This window comes from Marinomonas vaga (genome assembly GCF_055388305.1).
Genome location: NZ_AP043903.1, coordinates 1,494,324 through 1,519,344, shown reverse-complemented (window position 1 = coordinate 1,519,344; position 25,021 = coordinate 1,494,324). Strand labels below are relative to the sequence as shown.

Sequence of the window (25,021 nt, the reverse complement as noted above, 5' to 3'; positions counted from 1 at the left end):
GTGCATCGTGTTAAATTCGGATACTTAAATTTACACAAGTTATGACCAGTGTGTCGGATTTCTTGCACATTTCATTTCCTATAATGAATGAGACCTTCCCTGCACACGCTCGCCCGCAACGTGTAAAGCACGACAACAATTACAAAAGCTCAAAGAGCCTCACAACGGAGAACCCTAACTATGCAATCATTCATTGATTTCTTAAACGGAATCATCTGGAGCCCTGCGCTCATCTATCTATGCCTTGGAGCAGGCCTGTTCTACTCCATCCTAACGCGCTTCGCTCAAGTGCGTCATTTTAAAGAAATGTGGTCTTTGTTATTTAATTCCACGCCTTCTGAAAAAGGCATTTCCTCTTTCCAAGCACTGGCCGTGTCCCTTTCTGGCCGTGTTGGTACAGGTAACATCGCAGGTGTTGCAGCGGCCATCGGTTTTGGTGGTCCAGGTGCCGTATTCTGGATGTGGGTTGTAGCGTTTCTAGGTGCGAGCACGGCTTACGCTGAATCCACTCTAGGTCAAATCTACAAAGAGAGCGACGGTGGCCAGTACCGCGGTGGCCCTGCTTACTATTTTGAAAAAGGCCTACGTATGAAGTGGCTAGGGGTATTGTTTGCCCTAGCGTCTATCCTAGCCTGTGGTATTTTCCTTCCTGGTATCCAAGCTAACTCTGTGGGTAATGCTGTAGCGCAGGTATTTGGCCAAGGCGACATCATCAACACTACTTTTGGCTCAGTGGGTACGACTAAGTTAGTGGCACTAGCCGTCATCCTAGTCGTCCTTGCGTTCATCATTTTTGGTGGTATTAAGCGCATCGCTAACTTCACCCAAATCATAGTGCCATTCATGGCGATGGGCTACATCATCATGGCCTTGATCGTTGTGTTCCTTAACATCGACCAAGTTCCTGGCATTTTCGGTTTGATTATTTCTGACGCCTTCTCTGCACAAGCTGGATTCGGTGCGGCCATTGGTTGGGGTGTGAAACGTGGTGTTTACTCTAACGAAGCAGGCCAAGGTACAGGCCCTCACGCCGCTGCCGCTGCTGAAGTAGAACACCCTGCCCAGCAAGGTCTCGTTCAAGCCTTCTCTGTTTACGTAGACACGCTTTTTGTATGTACTGCCACAGCGCTGATGATCCTGATCACGCAGCAGTACAATGTTCAAGGCACTCTGCCTGACGGTCAATTCATCGTGCAAAACATTGCACCTGACGTCATTATTGCCTCTCCAGCCTTCACTCAAATGGCACTGCAGAGCATCTTTGGTGGCTTTGGTTCTGCCTTCGTTGGTATTGCACTGTTCTTCTTTGCCTTCACCACGATCTTGGCGTACTACTACATCGCTGAAACCAACGTGGCTTACCTTCGTCGCGCGCTAAACGTTAAAGTTTCTCTGACGTTGGTTAAACTATTAATCATGTTCATGGTGGCTTACGGTACAGTAAATACCGCAGGTTACATCTGGAACCTAGGTGACGTAGGCGTAGGCTTGATGGCTTGGTTGAATATCGTTGGCATCATCGCCATCTTCTTCATGGCTCGTCCAACGATGAAAGCCCTGAAAGATTACGAAGATCAAAAAGCCGCTGGCGTCGAAGAATACACCTTTGATCCAAAAGCATTGGGTATCAAGGGTGCTGATTTCTGGGAAAAACGCCTAGAGAAAAAGCGTAACGGTCAATAAGATCTAACCCAGACCTTAATGGGTCAGACATATAAAAAAGCCGCTTGGGGAAACCCAAGCGGCTTTTTTCATTATCGTTTTAACCTTATTCTAAGGTGTCTAAACCTAACTGATCTTTAATGATTTGCCCCAGGTTCGGCAGAAAATCACGGTCAGTAAAGGTCTCTGCCGACCATAAATCCGCCACCAACATGGCCTTAGGGCAATGGAAAAACAGCGCATCAATGGCCACTTTTACGACGATTTTAGGGCGCTTATTGCCCTCCATGCATAGATCCAATAAGGCGTCATCATCATGGAGACTCGCGGTGCCACGCAGGCGCACAATCTCATTGATCCCCGGCACAATAAACAACATACCGATTTCGGGAGTAAACAGAATATTTCGCAAGGTATCGATACGGTTATTACCCGGCAAATCACCAAACACTATGTGCTTATCATCCAAAATTTTGATGAAGCCCGCCTGACCACCCCGTGGAGACACATCCAAATGCCCCGATTCACCCCGACTCGTCACCAAGGCGAAGCGGCAGTGCTCAATAAACTTCGTCGTGTGTTGCTCCAAGGCAGGGATGTCTTTTTTCAACACAATGGGGTGAGGTGTTTTATAGAACTGCTGAAGCTGGTCCAGCGTGGTGATTTGACTCATAGAAAGGGCTCTTAGTGATAGCAGCTCATATTTGTATTTGAGACGCATTATTAATAGATAACTGAAGGCTATTCTATTGGGCAAGAGGCGAATACACAACTAAGAGACTGAGAAGTTTCACAGCCCATTAACGAGCAAGGTTGGCAGCAAAGGCGCCGTTCAACTCCAAGGTTTCAGATGGACGCTCACCAAATAGCTGGCGATAGTCTTTTGCAAATTGACTCATATGCCAGAATCCCCATTGGGCGGCAATATCAGAGATACTGGCGCTTTGCGAGGCACTGATCAAAGCCCTTCTGACACCATTAAGACGAGATGTTCGTAGATATTGGATGGGGCTAATGCCAATAATACTTTCAAAGGCATATTGCAGAGTGCGACGACTGACGTTCGCCACTTCACACAAATCCGTCACCGTCATGGGGGTATCGGGATTCTCTAGAATAAAACTACGGGCTCTATCCACCACCGCTTTGCGGTGATGATAACTTTGAGTTTGCGCAGGCTCAGGCGTTTCCGCTTGCAATACTTCTAGTAAGGCCATCATAACCAAATCATGGGACATGCGATTAGTGGTGACATGGCCACTGGGGTTGCCCAATAGGCGCTCTAACAGAAAACGCACGTCCTTCAGGGTTTGCTCAGGCAATGCCAAGCGCCCGTGCTCCGTTAGCTCGGACCAATTTAAGGTCATCCCATGAATGTTCGCCATGCGCAACAAGGTTTCCTGTTGCACCACCATGCCAAATAGGTCGTAGGATTCCGGAGTAGTAAGCTGAAACTCACAATCCCCCGGGCGACACATGATGTTATTCGTTCGTACGGACAAGCCATTAATGCGACAGGGTTCTTGCTTATCAAGGGGAATCCCAAGCCAGACAGATTCCGGCCAAACAATGCATTTTTGTTGCAATGCCTGGCTGGTACTTTCTTTGAAAACCTGCAGGTCCTCAAACGGCAGCTCAATGATACTGCCACGGAACTCGCCACGACTGGTCTGATCGTATTCTTGACGCCAATTGGTCAAATTTGCCGCATGCAAATCCGCATCAGACGCTTCTTTGTACGTGAGGGAAACGCCCTGAATTGGTGCATTAGCAGTTTGTTGAACGGACATTTAAAGACTCCGAATATCAAATTCGCGCAAATCAAATCGCACACCTCACACTAAGCGATTGATTTATATGCATTAATTATTATTGCCAAATTTCGATAACACTGTGTATCGAACATTTATAACAATGTAACGGTTAATGGGAATAAACCCCAGCAAATCTTGTGCCGTGACCCACAATGTCACCAAAAAGGCCTGAAACAACCGTCGGAACCGCTCCTATGACAAAAACGCAATACCAGTTTCACCACACTATGGGCGAACGTACATTTGGTTTTAAAAACCTTGCTGACCTGATGGCTAAAGCCACGCCTGCTCGCTCTGGTGACCGCCTTGCTGGGGTCGCCGCAGACACGGCGGAAGAGCGTGCCGTTGCCCAGATGACACTGGCGGATGTCCCGTTAAAACAATTCCTCGAAGACCTACTGATCCCCTACGAGGATGATGAAATCACTCGTATGATCATAGACGATCATGACAAAATTGCCTTTGCTCCCATTTCTCACCTGACGGTAGGTGGCTTTCGCGATTGGTTGCTCAGTGATTTAGCCACCCCGAGCGTACTGCAAAGTATCCGTCCAGGTGTTACACCGGAAATGGCGGCAGCGGTTAGCAAAATCATGCGAAATCAAGACCTGATCCTTGTGGCGAAAAAGTGCCATGTTAAAACAGCGTTTCGTAACACCATAGGCCTACCGGGCCACCTTTCTACTCGCTTGCAACCAAACCATCCAACTGATGATTTAACTGGTATTGCCGCCAGTATTTTAGACGGTCTCATGTATGCCAATGGCGACGCAGTTATCGGCATCAATCCAGCGACAGATAACGTTGCCCAAGCCTGCCGCTTGATGAAGATGATGGACGAAGTCATTCAGCACTATGAGATTCCGACCCAATCTTGCGTTTTGACCCACGTGACCAACACAATCGAATGCATCGAACAAGGCGCCCCCGTGGATCTCGTGTTTCAATCCATTGGAGGCACCCAAGCGACCAACGACAGTTTTGGCTTCAACTTAGCGACGCTAGCGGAAGCCCAAGCGGCGGCCTTGTCCCTTAACCGTGGCACCGTTGGCAACAACGTGATGTATTTCGAAACCGGCCAAGGCAGCTCCTTATCTGCCAATGCTCACCACAATGTCGACCAACAAACCTGTGAAGCAAGAGCCTATGCAGTGGCTCGTAAATTTGACCCACTGCTCGTTAACACAGTGGTCGGCTTTATCGGCCCTGAGTATTTATTCAATGGTAAAGAGATTACCCGTGCAGGCCTTGAAGACCATTTCTGCGCAAAATTATTGGGACTGCCCATGGGCTGTGACGTGTGTTACACCAACCACGCCCAAGCCGATCAAAACGACATGGATAACCTGATGACCTTGCTGGCTGTGGCGGGATGCACCTTCATCATGGGCATACCGGGCTCCGACGACATCATGCTCAACTACCAAACCACCTCGTTCCATGATGCCATGTACGTACGACAAGCTTTAGGACTGGCCCCTTCACCAGAATTTGACCGTTGGCTGAAACAAGCCCAGATCCTAAGCGATGACCAGTTTACGCTGAATCATAAAATCCCCCGTGCTTTTGAGCATTCCCTAAACCGATTGCTGGGGGACAACTGATATGAAGCGTATTTTTCCAACCCATCCAACCGATGAACCCGTTATTGATAACGCTTGGGATCGATTACGCTCCTTTACTGATGCCCGCATCGGGTTAGGACGTGCGGGGGTCAGCGTACCAACGCGCCACTTACTAGCGTTTCAATTGGCCCATGCCCAAGCAATCGATGCAGTGCACTCTCCACTCAATGTCGAGGGGTTACTCGAGACGCTGACCGCACAAGATTGGTGTCCAGCGGGACAACCACTACGTTTGCATAGCCAAGCCGAGCATAGAGACATGTATTTGCAGCGTCCTGACTATGGTCGTGTATTAAATGAAGCCTCCCAGCAAACCCTAAAAGATCACAATGGCCCAGCCTATGACTTGGCCATTGTCATCGTCGATGGTTTATCTGCACTGGCCATTGAAGAGAATACTTTACCCTTTTTATCCAAGTTGATTCCGGCGCTAACTGACGCGCCAGAACCTTGGTCTATCGCTCCATTGTGTGTGGTGGAGCAAGGTCGTGTCGCCATTGGCGACCACGTAGGTGAGTTACTCAACGCCCGTTGCGTCATTGTGTTGGTTGGGGAACGTCCGGGCCTGAGCTCCCCAGACAGTATGGGGTTATACCTTACTTGGGGGCCGAAAAAAGGCCTCACCGACGCCTACCGTAATTGTATTTCTAACATTCGATTTGCGGGTCTGAACCACCAAGACGCTAGCCGCAAAGCTTTCTACTTACTGAGCGAAGCGAGGACTAAAAAATTGTCAGGGGTGCAGTTAAAAGACCGCACAGACGACTCCGTGCTAGAGCACGACAACCATAACGAAAACTTTTTGATATCACATAACTAACTAAAAAATATCAACTCAAGGGGAACTCCAATGGCAGATCAACTCGATCAGGAATATTTGGCGAAACGCCAATTAAAACGCGGTACCGCAGGCTGGCTTTTGTTAGCTGGGCTCGGTGTCTCATATGTTATCTCAGGCGACTTCGCTGGCTGGAACTTCGGTATCGGTGAAGCGGGCTGGGGCGGTTTTGCAATCGCTGCCGTACTCATGGGCCTTATGTACCTTACGTTAGTACTGTCCCTCGCCGAAATGTCAGCGTCTATCCCAGCAGCGGGGGGCGGTTACAGCTTTGCTCGACAAGCAATGGGACCTGTGGGTGGTTACATGACGGGCTTGGCGGTATTAATTGAATATGCTCTCGCACCAGCAGCCATAGTAATCTTCATTGGCTCAGCCGTGGAAGAACTGCTTGGGTTCAATGGCCCAGTGGTTTACGCCCTATTCTATCTGGTGTTTATCGGTATCCACTTAGCAGGTGTCGGTGAAGCCCTCAAAGTCATGATGGTGATTTCAGGCCTAGCAGTGGTTGCTATTCTAGGTACCGCGGTTGCTTTGATTGGTGATTTCGATGCTTCGCGTCTATTCGACATTGCGCCAACTGATGCTGCGGGCGCATCCGAATTCATGCCATTTGGTTGGTACGGTGTATGGGCGGCTTTGCCATTCGCCATGTGGTTGTTCCTAGCGGTTGAAGGTGTCCCTCTGGCGGCAGAAGAAGCGAAAAACCCAGCGAAAGATGTGCCAAAAGGCATTATCGGCGCCATGATCTTCCTACTGTTTACAGCCGTGCTTGTGGTCTTCTTGCTGGCAGGTGTGACCGGTGCTGAAGCCATTGGTAGCAGTGCTGTGCCGCTAGTTGATGCCTTGAACGTGGCCGGTAAGCCAGTGCTTGCAACCACAGTCAACGTACTTGCCCTAGCGGGTTTGGTGGCGTCTTTCTTCTCCATCATCTATGGCTACAGCCGTTTGGTCTTTGCCTTGTCCCGCGCAGGTTACTTGCCAAAAGGCCTGTCTGTTACGAACGAACGTAAAGTACCTGCCCGCGCGCTGATCGTACCTGGTGTCTTTGGTTTCCTAGCGTCTCTAACAGGTGAAGGCGACCTTATGCTTGGTATGGCCGTAGTAGGTGCTACCGTATCTTACGCATTGATGGCCTTGAGCCACATCCTATTGCGCGTGAAGCAGCCAGATATGGAACGTCCTTACAAAACCCCTGGTGGTGTAGTGACGTCTAGTATTGCATTGGTACTGTCATTGGTGGCGCTCACGGGTGTTTATGCCTACGACCCACGTGCTTTCATGTACACACTGGCACTGTTCGTGATTGGCGCTGCTTACTTCTTCTTGTACAGCCGTAGCCGCTTGGTTGCCAAAACACCGGAAGAAGAGTTCAACATGTTAGCCGCAGCAGAAGCAGAGTTATAAGCTCAAGTCCTGTGAACTAACGGAACTTATAAATGCCCTACGCACCCTAAATGCGTGGGGCATTTTTAGGTTTTCGAGGCGGTAAATGGCTCAAGATGCTACGACGGGCACGTTTCAACAAAGTCTCAATGGGATACCACCATTGCCCCCACACACTCTTTTGATCAATGATTTGCCCCGTCCCGTACTGCAACGCTTGGTCATCGTCTCCTGGCACCCAACTGCCAAACAAACGGTCCCAGATGGCTAAGGTCACACCAAAGTTACGATCATAATGAATCCGCGCCTTAGAGTGATGAATCTGATGCTGTGCAGGGGAAATAAACCAACGCTCAACGACTGCTCCAAAACTCAAAACCACTTGTGAGTGCCGTAGATTCGCTCCGAGCAGGTTAAAAATGAAGGTCGTCCCCAACACCCCAAAGATCTGCCACAGACTCACTTGATTTGGAAACAGCACCACAAACAAGCTGACAACCACACTTTGTGTTCCAAGAGAGCGTAAAAAAAAGATCCCTCCTTCTACTGGGTGCGTTCGAAATACCGTAAACGGAGTCAGCACAGTGGCGCTATGATGCACTTGGTGAAATAGCCACAAGGTAGGTACCTTGTGTAATAACCAATGAGTAAAGAAACGAGAGAAGTCATCCAATAGAAAATAGCTCAAAGAAAAGAGCCCAATCACCACTGGGGTAGGCCAACCCAACGCTAAGTCCCCCAAACCTATGGATTGCCAGAAAAAATACAGCCAGCTGACCCACGCCATGTGAGTCAGGGCTTTTGGAATCACCAGTGCAAGCACTAAGCGATTGATCAACCACAAACCAAAATCCGTTCGTGATGAAGGGTGCAGCCAAATCCTCGGTGATAAAAGCGGTCCAAGCCGGCGCAAGCCATTGCGGCCATAGCGCCAAGTGAACAACCCACAGGCAACCATCAATGCTGACACCAGATATAGCCAGGACACACGTTTTTGCATATCCAATAGGGACGAGCCTGCCATAGCAAGCTCCCCCGTTAACCATACCCAATAAGTGTCTAGCATGGAGTGATTTAGTCGTTTTCAGCGCTGTGAGACGCAGAGTTCAACTGTTTAAGCACGTTACTCATGCCGCCAGTTTTATCTTTCTGCTTACCTTCCAAAGCAAAGCTTTGTGCCAGTAAGTTTTGAACCTTAAGCATGTTCAGTTTGTATTCTTGCATGGTGCCGACATTGCTTTGAATAAAGCCGCCTTTACCATCCAATGCAACCACTTGAGCACCACCGAATACCACTGGGCTAAAGCCAATCAAACGGTCTAAGTCCGATTGTGTTTTACCTAGGTCACGGCCTGCTGCTTCTAGCGCTAAGGCGAAGCCTTTTAACTCACCCCAATGCTTCACATAGTTACGGTAGGCTTTAGTGACGTCCCCATGGGCTTCTTCAATGATGGCAATTTTCTCTAGGTCCTCATAGACGCTACCAGCATATTTGAAGGCTGCTTCAGCAATCACCTGCTGCCAAGCGGTAGCAATTGTCGCGGCATAGGCTTTTAATTCTGCACGTTGCGCATCCGTCAGGGCTTCGCCTTTGGCATCACTGATTAACTGACGACCATCCACAAAGGCTTGCATAATGGTATGGAAGTAATTTGTGCCAGCACTCGCATCGGTCCCTGCAGCATAGTAAGCATGGGCGTATGCCATCTCAGATTTCAAATCCACAACGCCATCACCATTTGCATCCGCTTTAGCAAACACACTTGGATCTCGCTTAGTGATTTGCACCACTTCTTTCGCTGTCAAAGATAGACCATTAGCAGGGGCTCCAAAGTAACCAAACGCTTCGTCCCAAACATGTTCTTTACCTGTGTAGGCAGTGCCATCTTTGTAAGGCGCATTGTTAGGGTGTTGGTCTGCTTCTAGCTTCTCTTCTAGATAATGGTTCACAGCTTTGTTGTAAAACACAGCCCCCATGGCAAACTTAGACACCAATTGTGTGTAGTCGTAGCCATTAACAGGGTCATATCCGTTTTTGCTTTGACTCGCAGCAGCCACAAGCTGCTCCAACAGCTCTTGACCCGTTGGATTGCCCGGCCAACCCGTGATTACGCCATCATAAGCACTAGAGAGTAAATCTTTACCAGAGGACAACTCATCGATTGTGGATTGTTTGATGGCAAAACCTTCTTTAGACGCTGGGTCGAGAATTGCCAAGTCACTTACGCCACCTTTTAGGTAATGCTGCATTTGCTCAGTATCGCCACTGGAGACAGCCTTTTTAAGACTATTATGTAGCGCATGACGTGCAATCTGCCCCCCATAAGAGACCGAACTCGTCTCGGAGCCGTCATACCCCTTAAGAGTGATACCAAATTCATAAGGTTGCGCTGCCATCGCACTGGCAGAACAGGCTACTAACATACTCACAATCGTTTTTTTCATATTATTGTCCTTAGTAGGTTTTAAAAACGGTTGACCAAATCAACTACATTAGGTTTTGCTAATATGAAAGTTATCAATCTTAATAACCATTATCAATATTGATTTTAGTATTAGGTTATTACCTAACTCCTTATAACCTTTTGAATCACACATACATCGTGAAAAAACATTCATTTTATAGGCCGACTAGCCCATAAAAAGCTTTCCTTAACGCTAAAAAAAACTAATATCAAACTCTCTTTGACGCCCTCTGAGCGGGAACTTGCAACATGCTAAATCCAGAATTTACAGATCTACTTAAACGCCTCATTCGCGCGCCATCCGTAGTGGGTGCGGAACACTCTTTCTTTCGCGTATTACAACGTGAGTTAGAAGAGCGCGGAGCAAAGGTAACATGGTACGAAGGCGTACTCGTTGCCCAAGGGACGAACCCTTTCAGCGCCATGTTTTCTGCTCACATTGATCGCCATGGTTTAGTCTGTACCGGCCCCAATGAATTTCAGTATGCGGCGTTTGTCTCCGCAAACCGCACCGACTTACTCAATAACTCAGTGTCCGAACAGCTTATGAATAAGGTCACCGAGCGCTTCAACCAAGAGCGTGTCTATGCTTATGAGCCTTGGTCTGGGGTGTATCGTTGTAAAGGGGTAATCGAAAACGGCTATATTTGTGAATTCCGTAACAACCTTATTTTTGAAGTGAGTGGACTAGAAGCGGTCGATGCTGGAACTCCAGTGGCTTTTGAGGACAGTCTCACGACACGCAATGGCCGTCTTGAAGGACAGTTGGATAACGTCATCACCGCCGCAGCCCTGGTACACCTATTTAGCCTAGGTTTTAAAGGCACCGCATTTTTCACCGCTCAAGAAGAGTCCGGTAAAAGCTGGCGCTACCTGTTGGAATGGTTCCGCCGCTTTGGTGGCACCACAAACCGTCTATTTGTGGTGGATACCAGCCCCTTCCCTGACGAAGAAGCGGCCAACGAACAATTACTGGTACTGCGTGAAAAGGACGCCAACGCCAGTTTCAATGCTGACAGCACGGCGCTTCTACAAAATTTATGCCTAGAACGTGGCTTATCATTCCTTTATAAAGATCACTATGTAGAAGCACAAAATGAGAAGCTGATTGCCAAAGGGCAAACACCCCATTCTCTGGGCAGTACGGAGCTTGGTCGCATCATCGCCGCCTCCAATGGCTTAGTGGATGGCACCACGATTCAAATTCCGACCACTGGGTATCACACCATGCATGAGTCAGCGTCTATCGAGTCGGTAGAAGCCTTTTTAACCGTCCTCAAAGCCGTGGCACATCTACCAGAAGCGGAGCCAGAGATACATTACTAGATTATTTAGGCAAGGCATCGGTTACTTCGATGCCTTTTTTCTCAATTTTCTCCATCCCAACAGGTTTGGACCGTCAATCCACCTTCTTATCTCATGACACAATTGTAAAGACGCATAGCCAATCTTAAGGAAAAGACGCAGCGACGCTGCCTAGGATGGGTATTTCTCTGCAAAGTTAGCTCACAATTGTCTCTGTAAAAATTTCTTGTGCAAAAGTGGTGTAATCACCACCCCTGCTTTACCTACCTAAACAGCCCTTTTCCCTAGGAGCTTTGTGTAAGAAACCACTCCTCTGTAAAGGCCATGTCAACAAACGCCAAACACCTCTCAAGCCCCACAATTCCTACATTTTTTGTGTCAACACACGCTGAAAAAAAGTGCGGTAAGCTGATCTCAACTTGAATGACACGTTCCAACTAAGGAGAGAAAACATGTCTAAGCTATTCAATAAAAACGCCGTGTTCAGCAGCATCTTAGCCGCTACAGCTGTTGCTACAGCTGCTCATGCAGCACAGCCACAAGCAGGTTTCACAGTAACGCCTAATATTGGCTACACCAACACTGATGGTGATCGAAATATCAACGATGACAGCACCTACGGCATTGGATTGGGTTACCAATTCGACAGTCCATGGGCCATCGAGTTTAACTACCTGAATGCAGACAGTGAGCTGAGTAATGGTCAAGACGTAGATGCTGATCAATACCGCTTAGACGGTCTATACCATTTCGTCAACGAATCTAACTTCACACCTTATGTGGCAGCAGGTTTGGGCGCTACAAACTACAGTGACAACGTAGATGGCGATGGCAACACCCAGTTTAATGCGGGTGGTGGTATTAAATACGCCATGACAAACAACCTAGCACTTCGTGCAGATTACCGTGTTTTGGAAGACCTAGAAGATGATTACACCGATCAAGTGGCGACACTTGGCTTACAAATGACCTTTGGTGGAAGTGACAAGAGCGCAACACAAGTCGTAGCCACCAATGACACAGAGATCACTCAAGTTGAAGAAGAACCAGTTCAAGAAGTGGTAGAGCCCACTCCTGAGCCAGTCATAACTCAAATCGAACCTGAGCCTGAGCCAGAGCCAGTACAACCAACTCGTACGGTCTTGCCATACAATGTTGAGTTCGCTTTTGATTCAGCAGCCGTTAGCCAATCAAGCTACCCAGAGATCCAAGAGATCGCTGCTCACTTGAACGCTCACCCTGATCAAATCGCTCAAATTCAAGGTTACTCAGATGGCACAGGTAAGCCTGAATACAATCTTGAGTTGTCAGAAAAACGCGCCAAGTCTGTTGCAGACGTTCTAGTAGAAGACTTTGGCATCAGCTCTGATCGCATTGAGACAATCGGTTACGGTGAGCAAAACCCATTAGTAGCTAACACAACTCAAGAAAACCGTGCCCTAAACCGTCGTGTAACGACAGTAGTGTTCGGCACTCGAGACGACTTTGAAATGTTGACAGCTCGATAAACCAATACACACTCAGTTGGTTCCTTTAAGCCAGAGCTCCTGCTCTGGCTTTTTTTGTTCGTAGCTCACCAGTAACGTTCCTAGTATGTGATGAAAGCGTTAGCTCAGGTTTAGCTTTTGCAAAGTCTGCCTACAATGCGTAAAACCAGAAGCCTGAGGTCATATTTTTCATTAGATTAGCTCTACAACAAAGGAGAGATCTATGAAATCAATTATCACCCCTAGATTGTTTACGGTACGCACGCCACTCATGAGTGCGATGATGGTTTCCGTATTACTATTATCAGGATGTTCAGTTCATAAAGTCGCTGGGGAGATCGCCGGTGTGGACGTTGAAGCCAGCCGTGGTGATAAAGACAATGACCATCATGCACACAGCTCTTCAGGTAATGGTGGCTTCTGCCCACCAGGCCACCGCAAAAAAGGCAGCTGCTAATTGCTACAAATAAAAAAAGGCGATGTGCTTAACACATCGCCTTTTTTATACCTGTTTATTAAGAGCTGATTAGGCTTCGAAACGACTTAGGTCTTGAAGTGGGTAGAAGTCTGGGTATGGAAGAGACGCCACACCAGAATCCACAGCCGCTTTTGCTACCGCTGCTGAGACTTCTGTAAGCAAACGTGCATCCATTGGCTTAGGTAGAATGTACTCTTTGCCAAACTCTAGTGCAGCGCCGCCGTATGCGTTGATAACGTCCTGCGGAGCAGGCTCTTTCGCTAGATCTTTCAACGCGTGAACCGCAGCCACTTTCATCTCTTCGTTGATCTTAGTTGCTCGAACATCTAACGCGCCACGGAAGATGAATGGGAAGCCCAGTACGTTGTTTACTTGGTTCGGGTAGTCAGAACGACCAGTAGCCATGATCAAGTCAGAGCGGGCAGCCAGTGCCGCTTCTGGGTTGATCTCAGGATCAGGGTTTGAACAAGCGAAGACAACAGGGTTAGCCGCCATCTTGTTTAGCTGATCAACCGTCAATAGATCTGGACCAGATACACCGATGAATACGTCTGCGCCATCGATTGCGTCGTCAAGGTTACGAGCGTCTGTGTCGATAGCAAATGTTGCTTTGTATTCGTTTAGGTCATCACGACCAGAGTGAATCACACCCTTACGGTCAAGAACAAAGATGTTTTCGCGTTTCGCGCCACAGGCAATGATTAGGTTCATACACGCTGTCGCAGCGGCACCGGCACCTAAACAAACGATTTTCGCTTCTTCAATGGCTTTGCCTTGAAGCTCTAGAGCGTTCAGAAGACCTGCCGCCGTTACGATCGCTGTACCGTGCTGGTCATCGTGGAATACTGGAATAGAACAACGCTCGATCAACTGACGTTCGATTTCAAAACACTCAGGCGCTTTAATATCTTCCAAGTTGATGCCGCCGTATGTGTTGGCGATGCGTGCCACAGTGTCAATGAAGGCTTCTGGGCTTTCTGCTTCTACTTCAACGTCTACAGAGTTTACGCCAGCGAAACGCTTGAACAGTACGCCTTTACCTTCCATTACTGGCTTAGATGCCAATGGACCAATGTTGCCTAGGCCAAGTACTGCAGAACCGTCAGAAATAACTGCCACTAGGTTACCTTTACCTGTGTAGCGGTAAGCGGTTTCAGGATCTTTTGCAATCTCACGGCATGGCTCAGCAACGCCTGGGCTGTAGGCCAATGACAAATCGCGAGAAGTCGCTGTTGGCTTGCTGATCGTGATGTTTAATTTGCCTGGTACCGGTTTCTCATGGTACTCAAGGGCGGCTTTCATTAAATCTTCTGCCATTTTTATATTCCGTCTATTTAGTATTTAGTGTTGTTCGTTGCTTATGCAGCATATGGCACCTAGTTCAACAATCAGATCGGTAAACGCTCTTTGGTTGATAAGGGCCTTTATAATAGTAGTTATCAGTGTCGTCGTTGCGACGGGTCAATTCTACGTAAGTCTAACGGATGTTTCACCGTTAAAACGTTCGATTTGAAGCGATCGCTCTTACGATTCTTACGTTGATACTGCCAACCACGCACTTCCACAGCTTCTCCTTGGAGAAAAAATACCTCTTTTTCGGTCCAAAGATGTTCTGCTGAAGGGGGCAAATTGATCACCAGATCCCATTCGGTTTCTAGCCACCAGCCTCCTCGATTGTGAGTGACAGAGGTAATGATAGGTCGTGCTACCGTAAAGCCAGCTTGTGGCTGCCATGACGGTGGATGTTGCCATACCCCTCGCTGCGCGACGCGCGCTTCTTGCTCTGCTTGATCAAAGCAGTCCTGATATTTCAGGTTAGGGGGTATCGCGATCCGATACCCCAGTCCGTCCGATAGTAACTGACTTGATATCGAGGCTCGATCTTTCGTAAATAAATAATACAACTTGCGACCATAATGGTCTTCATCTTCCTGCGCAGCTTGCCAATACACGACGTTATCAGGAATCAATGCCATCAAACGCTCTTTGGCTGCGACAGCAAAGGCTTCATGCTTACCATGCTGATGATCTAGCTCTGGTGTGTTCACGCCAATCAAACGAATCTTGCGTCCGTCTTTTAGGTGTACCGTATCACCATCTACAACACGACTCACCGTGCCTGGGAAGATATCGCCTTGTGCCAAGCACATGGCTTGTCCCAAGGCTGGCAGGCATAAAAAAAGCGCCAAGCTGAGGGCTTGACGCTTTTTTAAAATACTCATGCGTTCAATCCACCAATTACTTAGTAGAACGACGAGCTCCGAAACGCTTCTTAAAGCGATCAACACGACCACCAGTATCAAGCATTTTTTGCTGACCTGTGTAGAACGGGTGGCACTGGCTACATACGTCGATGTGTAGGTCGTTGCCTAGAGTCGAATTAAGAGAAAGAGTGTTACCGCAAGTACAAGTTGCAGTCACTTTAGAGTAGTTTGGGTGGATATCTTTTTGCATCGTTTTTTACCTTAAGGTTGGTGTGCCGCCACTTGGTCAACGCTTTTGCCAAGCACCGCACGATTCGTTGTACATCAATTGTACAGTGGTACCAAGAGCCGCGTATTTTAGGGGGCAAAGCACCATTCGGCAACCCCTTTTACGATATTTTCACTGACTGGGAGGCCACGAAAAGTTCACATTTTCTTGAGTGAGTAACGTACACTTACGTTATATACTGTGGACATTAATTTTTTCGCTGAAAAATCAAGGTATTAGTCTTTCAATGCAAGATACGTTACTGACCAAACAGCCGTACGTAAAAGTGGCACTCAATGTGCCGCTACGAGCAACGTTTGACTATAAAATCCCCAAAGCCTTGGCCTACCGCCATGAAATCTACCCGGGAATGCGGGTGAAAGTGCCGTTTGGTTCCGGCAACCGACAGACAGTCGGGCTAGTGATTGAGACCTCCGACCAGAGCGATTTCCCAGATCAACAGATCAAATCCCTAACAGCTTTGCTAGACGACAGTCCTATTATCGATAAAGCTTTATTTGACCTGTGCGCATGGGCGGCACGGTATTATCACCACCCTATTGGGGAAGTTTTTTTTCACGCATTACCCACTAGCTTGCGTAAAGGTGAAAGCGCTGACTTTCGAAGCGAAACTTGGTGGTTTGCCACAGCAGAAGGTCTGGCCACCGAGCTAGAGTCTTTGAAACGTGCCACACAACAAAAAGCGTTTTTAGAAGCCTTACAACAACATGCTAGTCACGGTCTAAGCCCCCATTTAATTTCCATATTGGAATTGAATGCTTCGGTAGCAAAAGCCTTAGAAAAAAAGGGCTTGGCTCGAAGTGAACAACGGGCCTTTAAACAAGCTCGTGAGACCCATGCTCACCAAAAGCAAGTACCTCCGACGCTCAACAATGAGCAAGCTGCCGCCACAAAAGCCCTACTGGCTATGCGCGATGAGTTCGGCGTTGCCCTTCTGGATGGTATTACTGGCAGTGGTAAGACCGAGGTGTTTTTACGTGTCATAGAAGCCATGCTCAAAGACGATAAGCAAGTGTTGGTGATGGTCCCCGAGATTGGCCTGACACCACAAACATTGCGCCGCTTTGAAAGCCGCTTCAACACGGATATAGTGCTGATGCACTCCAACATGACGGATAGGGAACGCCTAGATGCTTGGTTAATGGTTGAAAAAGGCGATGCCAAGATCATCATCGGCACTCGCTCAGCGGTTTTCATCCCAACATTAGATTTGGGGTTAATCATCATTGATGAAGAGCACGACGCCTCCTACAAGCAACACGAAGGCTTCCGTTACCATGCTCGAGACTTGGCTATCAAACGCGCCCAAGGCTTAAATATTCCTGTATTACTTGCCTCGGCGACCCCTTCTTACGAAAGCTTGGCAAATGCTCTACAAAAGCGCTTTTCATGGCTAAAGCTGCGCCAACGAGCCGGTGAGGCCGAACTCCCAGTCATGGAACGTATCGACCTGCGCGGTCAATCCTTACAACAGGGGTTCAGCGAATTAACACTGGAGCGCATGAAGCAGACCCTTGAACGCAAAGAGCAAGTACTGGTGTTTCTCAATCGTCGTGGTTATGCCCCCACACTCATGTGCCATCAATGTGGCTGGATTGCGGATTGCGACAACTGTGACGCCAACTTAACCGTCCATAAACGCGCCAACAAGCTCCACTGTCACCATTGTGACAGCCAGAAAGCCCTGATCCATACCTGTCCTGAATGCCACAGCGAGGAGCTGTTTACCGTGGGGGAAGGCACTGAACAGGTCGAAGGTGTATTGAATCAGTTCTTTAAGAATACGCCCATTTTGCGCATTGACAGAGACAGTACCCAACGCAAATCAGCCCTGACCCAGATCACCCAAAAAATCCACGAACACGATCAGGCCATCTTGGTCGGCACCCAAATGTTAGCCAAAGGGCATCACTTCCCCAACGTCACCCTAGTGGTCATAATGGACGCGGATGTGGGACTCTTTTCATCGGATTTTCGTGGCATGGAACGCACCGCCCAATTGATCACCCAAGTGTCTGGTCGTGCCGGTCGTGCGGCTAAACGCGGCCATGTGCTGCTTCAAACCTATCACCCCGAACACCCTGCCATCGAGTGCCTATGTAATCAGGGTTATGAAGCCTTTGCTATGGACGGATTACGGGAACGTCAGCAGCTTTCAATGCCACCGTTTTGTCACCAGGTCATTATTCGCGCAGAATCGGCCCAAGAACAGCAAGCCATGGGCTTATTGATGCAATTACGTAATGAATTATCCGTAGGGGTATCAGGCGACATGCAAATGATTGGCCCCTATGCCGCCATCATTGTGCGCAAGGCAGGTCAACACAGAGCTTTACTGTGTATAAAAGGCTCCCAGCGCGCCCAATTACATCAATGTATCGCTATGGCCGCCCAATGGCTTGAACAAAACACGAAAAATCAGAGGATTCGCTTTGCTATCGACGTGGATCCGCTGGAAACTTTTTAACTCTCTGCGCATAATGGGCGCACCCAACACACAATGATTTTAAGATGTTAAATTTAATGTTAATGGCCGCCAAAGGCAGCCGCCCTCGTAAAGGCGCTACTCGTAAAGCTCCACCCCCACCAAAACGCCGTGTACCTTGGTGGATGTGGTTAGTTGTGCCTGCTCTGGTTGCAGCATTTGTCTTCGTGTTGGTGAAAATCTCATCGGTTCAGCCAACGCCAAAAGCCACCTCCGCTCCGGTAGTGGCCCCTAAACCAAAACCGGTTGAACCCAAACCCACAGCACCCAAACCAGCGCCCACAAAAGAAACAACCAAAGCGCCAGCAGAAAACCGCAGGGATACCTTTGAGTTTTACCAACTGCTACAAGACAGTGAAGTAGACACCAGCCATGTGGATGCCTACCACTACACGCCCCGTGGGGAGCAAGACTTTTACTATATGGTGCAAGCGGCCTCTTTCCGCTCCAATGAAGACGCAGATCGACTGCGTGCCCAGCTGATACTTTCTGGTCTGGAAGCTTCCATTCGAGAAACCACTGGCAGCAATGGTCAGCCTTGGTACCGTGTGGTAGTGGGTCCTTTTGAAACCCGCTCCGCAGAAAACCGCGCCCAAGACAAACTGGTGGATATGGGCATCGAGTCCTACACCTACAAAGTAAAAAAAGAGCAATAACCTGCCAAGCGCTTCCAATCCCCATGGCAAGCGCTTGAAATCCCTTATCGAACCCCCATTTTGGTTAGTAATCGAATTTGGAGTAAACCATGACTACGATTCTAACCGTACGCAAAGATAACCAAGTCGTCGTTGGCGGCGATGGACAAGTTTCACTGGGCAACACTGTCATGAAAGGCAATGCTCGCAAGGTACGTCGACTTTACCGTGGCGAAGTGGTGGCAGGCTTTGCTGGCGGCACAGCCGACGCTTTTACCCTGTTTGAACGTTTTGAAGGTCAGCTTGAAAAACACCAAGGTCACCTGGTCCGAGCAGCCGTAGATTTAGCAAAAGACTGGCGCTCCGATAAAGCCCTACGCAAACTGGAAGCCATGCTGATTGTTGCCAACAAAGACAGCACTCTCATCATCACAGGGACTGGCGATGTGGTTGAACCACAGCACGGTGCACTGGCCATTGGCTCCGGTGGCAACTACGCCGAAGCGGCAGCACGCGCCCTGATCGACAACACCGACCTGAGTGCAAAAGACATTGTTGAAAAGAGTTTAAACATTGCGGCTGATATTTGTGTCTTCACCAACCACAACCTGACGATCGAAACCATTACCATTGATCCTCAGCTTGAAGACAAAACCGCCTAGCCTGTTAACCGGACAAGATTTAAGAGATGGCATTATGAGCAACATGACTCCCAGAGAAACCGTCAACGCCTTAGACCAACACATTGTCGGCCAACAAAGCGCCAAACGCGCAGTGGCCATCGCCCTGCGTAACCGCTGGCGTCGTATGCAGCTGCCAGACGACATGCGTGCGGAAGTGACACCAAAGAACATCCTCATGATCGGCCCCACTGGTGTCGGTAAAACTGAAATCGCACGCCGCCTAGCGAAACTTTCTAACGCACCATTCATCAAGATCGAAGCCACTAAGTTCACCGAAGTGGGCTATGTGGGTCGTGACGTGGATTCGATCATTCGCGACCTTGTAGAAATCTCTATCAAGATGTTCCGCGAGCAAGAAACCGAGCGCATGAAGCACAAGGCAGAAGACGCCGCAGAAGACCGCATCCTAGATGCACTGCTGCCCCCTGCTCGTGGCTTTGAAGAAGATTCAGCGAGCAATAGCACTCGCCAAAGCTTCCGTAAGAAGTTGCGAGAAGGCCAGCTAGACGACAAAGAAATCGACATCGAAGTGTCCGACTCCCCGGCTGGCGTAGAGATCATGACCCCACCGGGCATGGAAGAAATGACCAGCCAACTGCAGAGCCTGTTTTCTAACATGGGCGGCGACCGTAAGAAAAAGCGCAAGCTGACCGTCAAAGAAGCCCTGCGCCAAGTACGCGACGAAGAAGCAGCCAAACTAGTAAACGAAGACGAACTCAAAGCCCGAGCCGTAGAAGCAGTTGAGCAACACGGTATTGTCTTCCTAGACGAGATCGATAAGGTTGCTAAAAGTGGTGATCGCTCCAGTGGCGAAGTGTCTCGCGAAGGGGTACAACGAGATCTATTACCTCTGATCGAAGGCTGCACCGTCAACACCAAGTACGGCATGATCCGCACCGATCACATCTTGTTTATCGCATCTGGTGCATTCCACCTGTCTAAACCTTCGGACCTAATCCCTGAGTTGCAAGGTCGTTTACCGATTCGTGTGGAGTTGAACGCCCTAACGGTTGAAGACTTCAAACAGATCCTAACAGAGCCTAGCGCGTCCTTGACCAAGCAATACGTGGCGTTGGCGAAGACAGAGAACATTAACCTAAACTTCACAGATGAAGGTATCACCCGTATTGCGGAGATTGCCTGCCAAGTAAACGAGCGCACAGAAAACATCGGTGCTCGCCGCTTACACACAGTGCTTGAGCGCTTACTAGAGGAAGTGTCCTACTCCGCTAGTGACATGCCAGACGGTCAGCAAGTGGACATCACTGCAGCCTACGTGGATGAGCAACTAGGCGAAGTGGCTGAAAACGAAGACCTAAGCCAATACATCCTTTAACCTAACGTTAGCAGAGACGCACCATGGCAACGCCAACTAAAATTCACTACCACAAGCAATCCCGTGAACTGGAGTTGGCTTTTGCCGATGGTTCCGCGTACCGCCTTAGTGCCGAGTATCTGCGTGTTCACTCCCCTTCCGCTGAAGTTCGTGGACACGGAGCACAAATGCCGATTCTGCAACACGGCAAGCGCCATGTCACCATTCTAAACATCGAAGGCGCAGGCAATTACGCCCTTAAAATCACCTTCGATGACGGTCACGACACTGGCCTCTACAGCTGGGATTACCTTTATAACCTTGGTAAAAACCACGATGAGTTATGGCAAATGTACCTTGATCGGCTTGCACGAGAAGGCCAAAGCCGCGACACTTCTGTGATTCAAATACATCAAGTCTAACCAGCAACAGGACACACTATGTCATCCATAAGTTTAGCGGCCCTAGGTGCCATCGAAACCGCGGTCAACTATGCCCTTAAACAAGATGAACCGTCCCAACGCCAACTCACCAAGCTGGCTGGGCAACGTATTTTTCTGGAAGTGGATGACTTTAACTTGATCCTGAAAATCCATGTCTTGGACGAAGGGATTATGCTTGATCGCCCGGATCATATGGACGAAGAAGAGCTCGACGCCAAACTGGACACCCATGTAAAAGGTCCAAGCAGTGCTTACCGCAAGCTACTGGAAGGGGATGGCTTCTTTGATGGCGACCTGCGCATCCGAGGTAATGCCCAAGCTCTGATGACACTTCACAAGGTAATGCAAAACTTTGAATTAGATTGGGAAGGCATCCTTGCGGATCATATTGGCGACTTACCTGCGGCCAGCTTGGCACGCCTACTGCGCAAGCAATGGTCTGTTACCAAAGAGATCAGCACCAACGCCCGCATACATCTCGTCAACTACCTACAGTCCAACAGCGACCTACTGCCAAGCAAAATTGAATTTGACCATTTTGTGGATGAGGCTGAGCGTTTAGGCATGCAGCTCGAGCGTTTTGAAGCCAAGTTAAAACAGGTAGAACGCAAGCGCCACTGATTTCTTCAAGCTAGACAAAGCAAGTGCTCTTAGTTTAGAAGAAGCGTCTGCGACTTACTGAGAGCCACTAAGTCAGGAAAATAGCTTCTCTTCCATATTCTATTATTAAAAACATATCTAACCTCAAAAATTATGATATAGCGTTTTTATTTTTGAACTAGAGGCTTTATCTCACCACCTACAGCCATCATACAGGAACCGTGATTAACGAGGTAACACATCCTAATTCAGCTATATCAAGCTCTCTCATTTATCTCACCCATCTATCAAAAATTTCATAAAAACCTAAAAAGCCTAAAAAATCTATAACGAAACTTACTAACACCCCTCCAACAACCCCTCCTATAACAATTCTTAATAGAGTTTTTAAAACTGCTTTTAAAAAAACACTTACTTCAATCTTCAAGGTAACCCCCAAGATAAAACCTATATCTTCATTAAAAAACAGACCAGTCAAAGCGGGGCTGTTTGTGTATGAAGATCTTGTTGCGAATGGCTTGGTTAACTAGGGTCTACTATGACTTCCACGAGTTGATCCGAGTTTAAGTATTTTAGGGCGGCTTGTTTCACATCCCCTAGGGTCACCTTAGCCAATTTTTCATTGTGGCGAGTCCAATTCTCTGTAGTGGTTCCGTAATACAATTGTCTTGCCATTAAATTCAGCACCCCCTGCTCTGTTTCAATGGATTTTTGACGACGGCTGAGCAAGCTATTCTTGGCCAGATCCAACTCTCTCTGGGATACGCCTAATCGTGCCAGACGATCCATTTCAGCTTTGATCGTGTCTGCATAATGCGTACCTTGCCCGATGGGAAAGTCACCATAGACATCGATATACGCCTGGTCCCCATGACGGAGAATATACAAATAACTGCCAACCCCGTAAGACAATTGCCTTTCCTCACGAATTCTATTGAAAAGTCTTGATGACAAAGGGTTGCTTCCTAATATGTTCTCCATTATCTGTACCGCTGGGTAATTTGAGTCTTGGGTAGACATGGGGAAATTCACCCGGCTGATATAGTATCCGGCCGCTTCACCGCCTTTGATCACCTTACGTACTGGTTCCAGTTCTTGATGCGAGCTGACGATTGGCTGATACTCCGACTGACTCATCCAACTGCCGAACAAGGTATTAAGAATGTCCTTTATGTGTTCAGGGTCAAAGTTACCCGTGAGTGCCACTTCCCCATACTGTGCGCCATAGAAAGACTGATAGAAATTCTTAACCTCTTCTAATGTTAGGGGCTCAAGCAAAGCTAGATAGTCACTGGGGGCCAAATTACGACGGGGGTCATAAGTGGCATAATCTTGCTGGATATATTGCAATAGAGCATTTGCGGCGAGTTCCGATGGATGATTAATGGGGCGTTTCCAGAGCTGCACTTGCTGACGTTTGATAAACTCAAACTCTCTCTCAGGAAAGACCGGTTCTTTTAAAACCTCTGCTATCAATTCCAGCAGTTCATCAAGGTTTTGCGCTGGCCCTGCAAAATCCACTGCTAGCCGAGAACCTTGAGAGGTCATCGTGAGACGGCTCTCTAAACGATTTAATTTATCCACCACTTCCTGATAAGTGTGATCTTGCGTCCCGCGGAGCAACAACATAGATGTGATATCGTGCACCGCCTGAGTGCCTTCCATACTCTCTAGAGTGCCAAAACGCAGGTTCATCCTACCTTGAACCAAATCTTTGCTATCTGGCATGGAACGCAGTGCTACCTTCATGCCGTTGTGTAATTGATCCCGCTGTATCGTGCGCTCTAATTCCTGCGCCTTTGTCTCCAGTACCGCCACATCAAATGGTTCAACGGGTGTATTTTCATCCACCTCAGGCTCAAATTCATTGGCTTCCATTTCTGTTTGGCCTGGGACCATTACACGTTCCGGAGAGGTGTTACCTTGTTTAGCCAAGAGCTTCCCTACAATTGGTTTTTTGTCAGAAAACAAAGAAGCATAATGACGCTGCACTTCCTCTGGGGTCAGTTGTTGAATCCGTTCTTCTATAAGAAATCCTTCGCTCCAATCACCTAACGGAACCATTTCCGCGAGCATGTCAGAGAGATTCGAAGAGTCTCTTAAAACAGCATTAAGTGAAGTGCGATAGTTGGTTTTTGCGCGCTCTAACGCCTCCTGTGATACTGGGGAAGTAAGTAATTCAGAGAACTGCGCCAAAAGGTCTTCTTCTACAGCTTGTCGAGACTGCTCAGAATAAAGGACAGCACCCATTATAAACTGACCACCCCATGCAAACGTCATAGGGTGAGCATAGGCAGCGAGGGCGCTACCTTCCATCACAAGAGTTTGATAGAGGCGCCCATGGGGTTCTCCTGCTAGCAGGTCTTCAATCAAAGCTAAAGAGGCAAAACGCTCATCCCCAAAAGGAGGTAACTCAAAGTTGATAGTCAAAGAGTCAAAATCCCCTTGATTCAGTTCGAACGAGGTAGCCACATTTTTTGCTGGTATATAGTCGATACTAGGAACAATGTCTTTAGGGTTTTTTATCCCAGAGAAATGACGATCAATCAACTCAAGTACTCTAGGCTTTTCAAAGCCACCAGTCAGTATCATCACTGCGTTATCAGGTCGATAGTGCAGTCGATGAAACGCATTCATATCCTCTACTGTCACCGATTTCAGTGCTTCGTATTCCCCAATCACATCACGCCCATAGAGCTTATCTCCCCAGGCGGCCGCCAGCATTTCTCTGACTAAAACAGTCAATGGATCGTTGTCGGCATGGGCCATTTCTTGACGCACTATTTCCAATTCAGAGATTAATTCTGGCTTAGAAAAGTGCGGCACAGACATCCGTTCCGCTTCAAGTTTTAATAAAAAGTCGAGTTTTTTGTAATCCGAACTTAGCTCTGCTGTATAGCGTACGCGATCAAAACTGGTGCTGGCATTAAAATAAATACCCTGCTCAACTATCCCTTCTGACAGCTCCGCTGTGGTGCGCTTTTGCGTTCCCTTGAACATCATATGTTCATGAAGATGCGCTAGACCTGGAGCATCGTCTGGGTCATATAAGCTCCCAGACAGGTACACTAGATCAAAATGAATGAGTTGCTGGCTATTATCCGGAGCCAAAATAATCGTTAGGCCGTTATCTAATCGATATTCATCGATATGATGTAAGCTTTTAACGAATTGAGGGGAAGCTTTCACCTGTACAGAGATAAAAGCGAATAAGATAAAAGTCATATACCGAAGCATCCATGCCTCCTTTAGATGAACAAAAACTATTTCAGTTTAAGCCAACAACTCCAGACACCATTTGCCATGA

General features: G+C 48.1%; 22 protein-coding genes. 13 read left to right on the top strand and 9 right to left on the bottom strand.

Annotated elements, in window-relative coordinates; all coding sequences use genetic code 11:
* The first annotated feature begins 180 nt into the window (after positions 1 to 180).
* Positions 181 to 1,683, top strand: coding sequence for an alanine/glycine:cation symporter family protein (locus ACZ5DR_RS07035; RefSeq protein ID WP_377366717.1), 1,503 nt, complete (start codon positions 181 to 183; stop codon positions 1,681 to 1,683).
* Between the two features lie 85 nt (positions 1,684 to 1,768).
* On the opposite strand, the gene ACZ5DR_RS07030 is transcribed toward ACZ5DR_RS07035, so the two are convergent.
* Together ACZ5DR_RS07030 and ACZ5DR_RS07025 are read right to left on the bottom strand one after the other, a co-directional pair.
* The gene (locus ACZ5DR_RS07030; protein ID WP_377366719.1) at positions 1,769 to 2,335 is read right to left on the bottom strand and encodes an MSMEG_1061 family FMN-dependent PPOX-type flavoprotein; all 567 of its coding nucleotides are present in this window, start codon (positions 2,333 to 2,335) and stop codon (positions 1,769 to 1,771) included.
* Between the two features lie 127 nt (positions 2,336 to 2,462).
* The gene (locus ACZ5DR_RS07025; RefSeq protein ID WP_377366720.1) at positions 2,463 to 3,452 is read right to left on the bottom strand and encodes a helix-turn-helix domain-containing protein; all 990 of its coding nucleotides are present in this window, start codon (positions 3,450 to 3,452) and stop codon (positions 2,463 to 2,465) included.
* A gap of 218 nt (positions 3,453 to 3,670) precedes the next feature.
* On the opposite strand from ACZ5DR_RS07025, the gene ACZ5DR_RS07020 reads away from it, so the two are divergent.
* The 3 genes from ACZ5DR_RS07020 to eat are packed head-to-tail and all read left to right on the top strand — an operon-like array spanning position 3,671 to position 7,346.
* Positions 3,671 to 5,080, top strand: a complete 1,410-nt coding sequence (locus ACZ5DR_RS07020; RefSeq protein ID WP_377366722.1) for an ethanolamine ammonia-lyase subunit EutB — start codon at positions 3,671 to 3,673, stop codon at positions 5,078 to 5,080.
* A gap of 1 nt (position 5,081) precedes the next feature.
* Complete coding sequence (gene eutC / locus ACZ5DR_RS07015) at positions 5,082 to 5,921, top strand: ethanolamine ammonia-lyase subunit EutC (RefSeq protein ID WP_377366724.1); 840 nt, start codon at positions 5,082 to 5,084, stop codon at positions 5,919 to 5,921.
* 30 nt (positions 5,922 to 5,951) lie between these two features.
* Positions 5,952 to 7,346, top strand: coding sequence for an ethanolamine permease (eat, locus tag ACZ5DR_RS07010; protein ID WP_377366726.1), 1,395 nt, complete (start codon positions 5,952 to 5,954; stop codon positions 7,344 to 7,346).
* Between the two features lie 46 nt (positions 7,347 to 7,392).
* Here eat and ACZ5DR_RS07005 read toward each other — a convergent pair whose 3' ends face one another.
* Together ACZ5DR_RS07005 and ACZ5DR_RS07000 are read right to left on the bottom strand one after the other, a co-directional pair.
* Entirely contained in the window at positions 7,393 to 8,349 is a 957-nt protein-coding gene (locus ACZ5DR_RS07005) for a sterol desaturase family protein (RefSeq protein ID WP_464543885.1), read from the bottom strand.
* A 50-nt stretch (positions 8,350 to 8,399) separates the two neighbouring features.
* Positions 8,400 to 9,770, bottom strand: coding sequence for a DUF4856 domain-containing protein (locus ACZ5DR_RS07000; RefSeq protein ID WP_377366730.1), 1,371 nt, complete (start codon positions 9,768 to 9,770; stop codon positions 8,400 to 8,402).
* Positions 9,771 to 10,039: 269 nt separating this feature from the next.
* On the opposite strand from ACZ5DR_RS07000, the gene ACZ5DR_RS06995 reads away from it, so the two are divergent.
* From ACZ5DR_RS06995 to ACZ5DR_RS06985, 3 genes are all read left to right on the top strand, one after another.
* Positions 10,040 to 11,116, top strand: a complete 1,077-nt coding sequence (locus ACZ5DR_RS06995; RefSeq protein ID WP_377366732.1) for a hypothetical protein — start codon at positions 10,040 to 10,042, stop codon at positions 11,114 to 11,116.
* Between the two features lie 431 nt (positions 11,117 to 11,547).
* On the top strand, positions 11,548 to 12,603 hold the full coding sequence (locus tag ACZ5DR_RS06990; protein WP_377366734.1) for an OmpA family protein: 1,056 nt from the start codon (positions 11,548 to 11,550) through the stop codon (positions 12,601 to 12,603).
* Between the two features lie 202 nt (positions 12,604 to 12,805).
* On the top strand, positions 12,806 to 13,039 hold the full coding sequence (locus ACZ5DR_RS06985) for a hypothetical protein (protein WP_377366735.1): 234 nt from the start codon (positions 12,806 to 12,808) through the stop codon (positions 13,037 to 13,039).
* 69 nt (positions 13,040 to 13,108) lie between these two features.
* On the opposite strand, the gene ACZ5DR_RS06980 is transcribed toward ACZ5DR_RS06985, so the two are convergent.
* The 3 genes from ACZ5DR_RS06980 to rpmE all read right to left on the bottom strand — a co-directional run bounded on the left by ACZ5DR_RS06980 (position 13,109) and on the right by rpmE (position 15,514).
* Positions 13,109 to 14,377, bottom strand: coding sequence for a malic enzyme-like NAD(P)-binding protein (locus ACZ5DR_RS06980; RefSeq protein WP_377366737.1), 1,269 nt, complete (start codon positions 14,375 to 14,377; stop codon positions 13,109 to 13,111).
* Between the two features lie 122 nt (positions 14,378 to 14,499).
* Positions 14,500 to 15,282 carry a thermonuclease family protein gene (locus ACZ5DR_RS06975; RefSeq protein ID WP_377366739.1) on the bottom strand — a complete coding sequence of 261 codons (783 nt, stop codon included), beginning with the start codon at positions 15,280 to 15,282 and terminating at the stop codon, positions 14,500 to 14,502.
* A 16-nt stretch (positions 15,283 to 15,298) separates the two neighbouring features.
* Positions 15,299 to 15,514, bottom strand: a complete 216-nt coding sequence (gene rpmE / locus ACZ5DR_RS06970; RefSeq protein WP_377366741.1) for a 50S ribosomal protein L31 — start codon at positions 15,512 to 15,514, stop codon at positions 15,299 to 15,301.
* Between the two features lie 265 nt (positions 15,515 to 15,779).
* Here rpmE and ACZ5DR_RS06965 point away from each other — a divergent pair, with 265 nt between their 5' ends.
* From ACZ5DR_RS06965 to ACZ5DR_RS06940, 6 genes are all read left to right on the top strand, one after another.
* Positions 15,780 to 18,020, top strand: coding sequence for a primosomal protein N' (locus ACZ5DR_RS06965; protein WP_377366743.1), 2,241 nt, complete (start codon positions 15,780 to 15,782; stop codon positions 18,018 to 18,020).
* 44 nt (positions 18,021 to 18,064) lie between these two features.
* Positions 18,065 to 18,694, top strand: coding sequence for an SPOR domain-containing protein (locus ACZ5DR_RS06960; RefSeq protein WP_377366745.1), 630 nt, complete (start codon positions 18,065 to 18,067; stop codon positions 18,692 to 18,694).
* A gap of 89 nt (positions 18,695 to 18,783) precedes the next feature.
* The gene (gene hslV / locus ACZ5DR_RS06955; RefSeq protein WP_377366747.1) at positions 18,784 to 19,335 is read left to right on the top strand and encodes an ATP-dependent protease subunit HslV; all 552 of its coding nucleotides are present in this window, start codon (positions 18,784 to 18,786) and stop codon (positions 19,333 to 19,335) included.
* Positions 19,336 to 19,369: 34 nt separating this feature from the next.
* Entirely contained in the window at positions 19,370 to 20,692 is a 1,323-nt protein-coding gene (hslU, locus tag ACZ5DR_RS06950) for an ATP-dependent protease ATPase subunit HslU (RefSeq protein WP_452600452.1), read from the top strand.
* 23 nt (positions 20,693 to 20,715) lie between these two features.
* A complete protein-coding gene (locus ACZ5DR_RS06945; protein ID WP_377366749.1) occupies positions 20,716 to 21,093 on the top strand; it encodes a gamma-butyrobetaine hydroxylase family protein in 378 nt (125 codons plus the stop codon).
* A gap of 18 nt (positions 21,094 to 21,111) precedes the next feature.
* A complete protein-coding gene (locus tag ACZ5DR_RS06940) occupies positions 21,112 to 21,735 on the top strand; it encodes a ubiquinone biosynthesis accessory factor UbiJ (RefSeq protein ID WP_377366751.1) in 624 nt (207 codons plus the stop codon).
* 250 nt (positions 21,736 to 21,985) lie between these two features.
* Here ACZ5DR_RS06940 and ACZ5DR_RS06935 read toward each other — a convergent pair whose 3' ends face one another.
* Together ACZ5DR_RS06935 and ACZ5DR_RS06930 are read right to left on the bottom strand one after the other, a co-directional pair.
* Positions 21,986 to 22,141 (bottom strand): hypothetical protein, encoded by a 156-nt coding sequence (locus ACZ5DR_RS06935; protein WP_377366753.1) that lies wholly within the window; start codon positions 22,139 to 22,141, stop codon positions 21,986 to 21,988.
* Positions 22,142 to 22,236: 95 nt separating this feature from the next.
* Positions 22,237 to 24,939, bottom strand: a complete 2,703-nt coding sequence (locus tag ACZ5DR_RS06930; protein WP_377366755.1) for a M16 family metallopeptidase — start codon at positions 24,937 to 24,939, stop codon at positions 22,237 to 22,239.
* Positions 24,940 to 25,021: the final 82 nt, after the last annotated feature.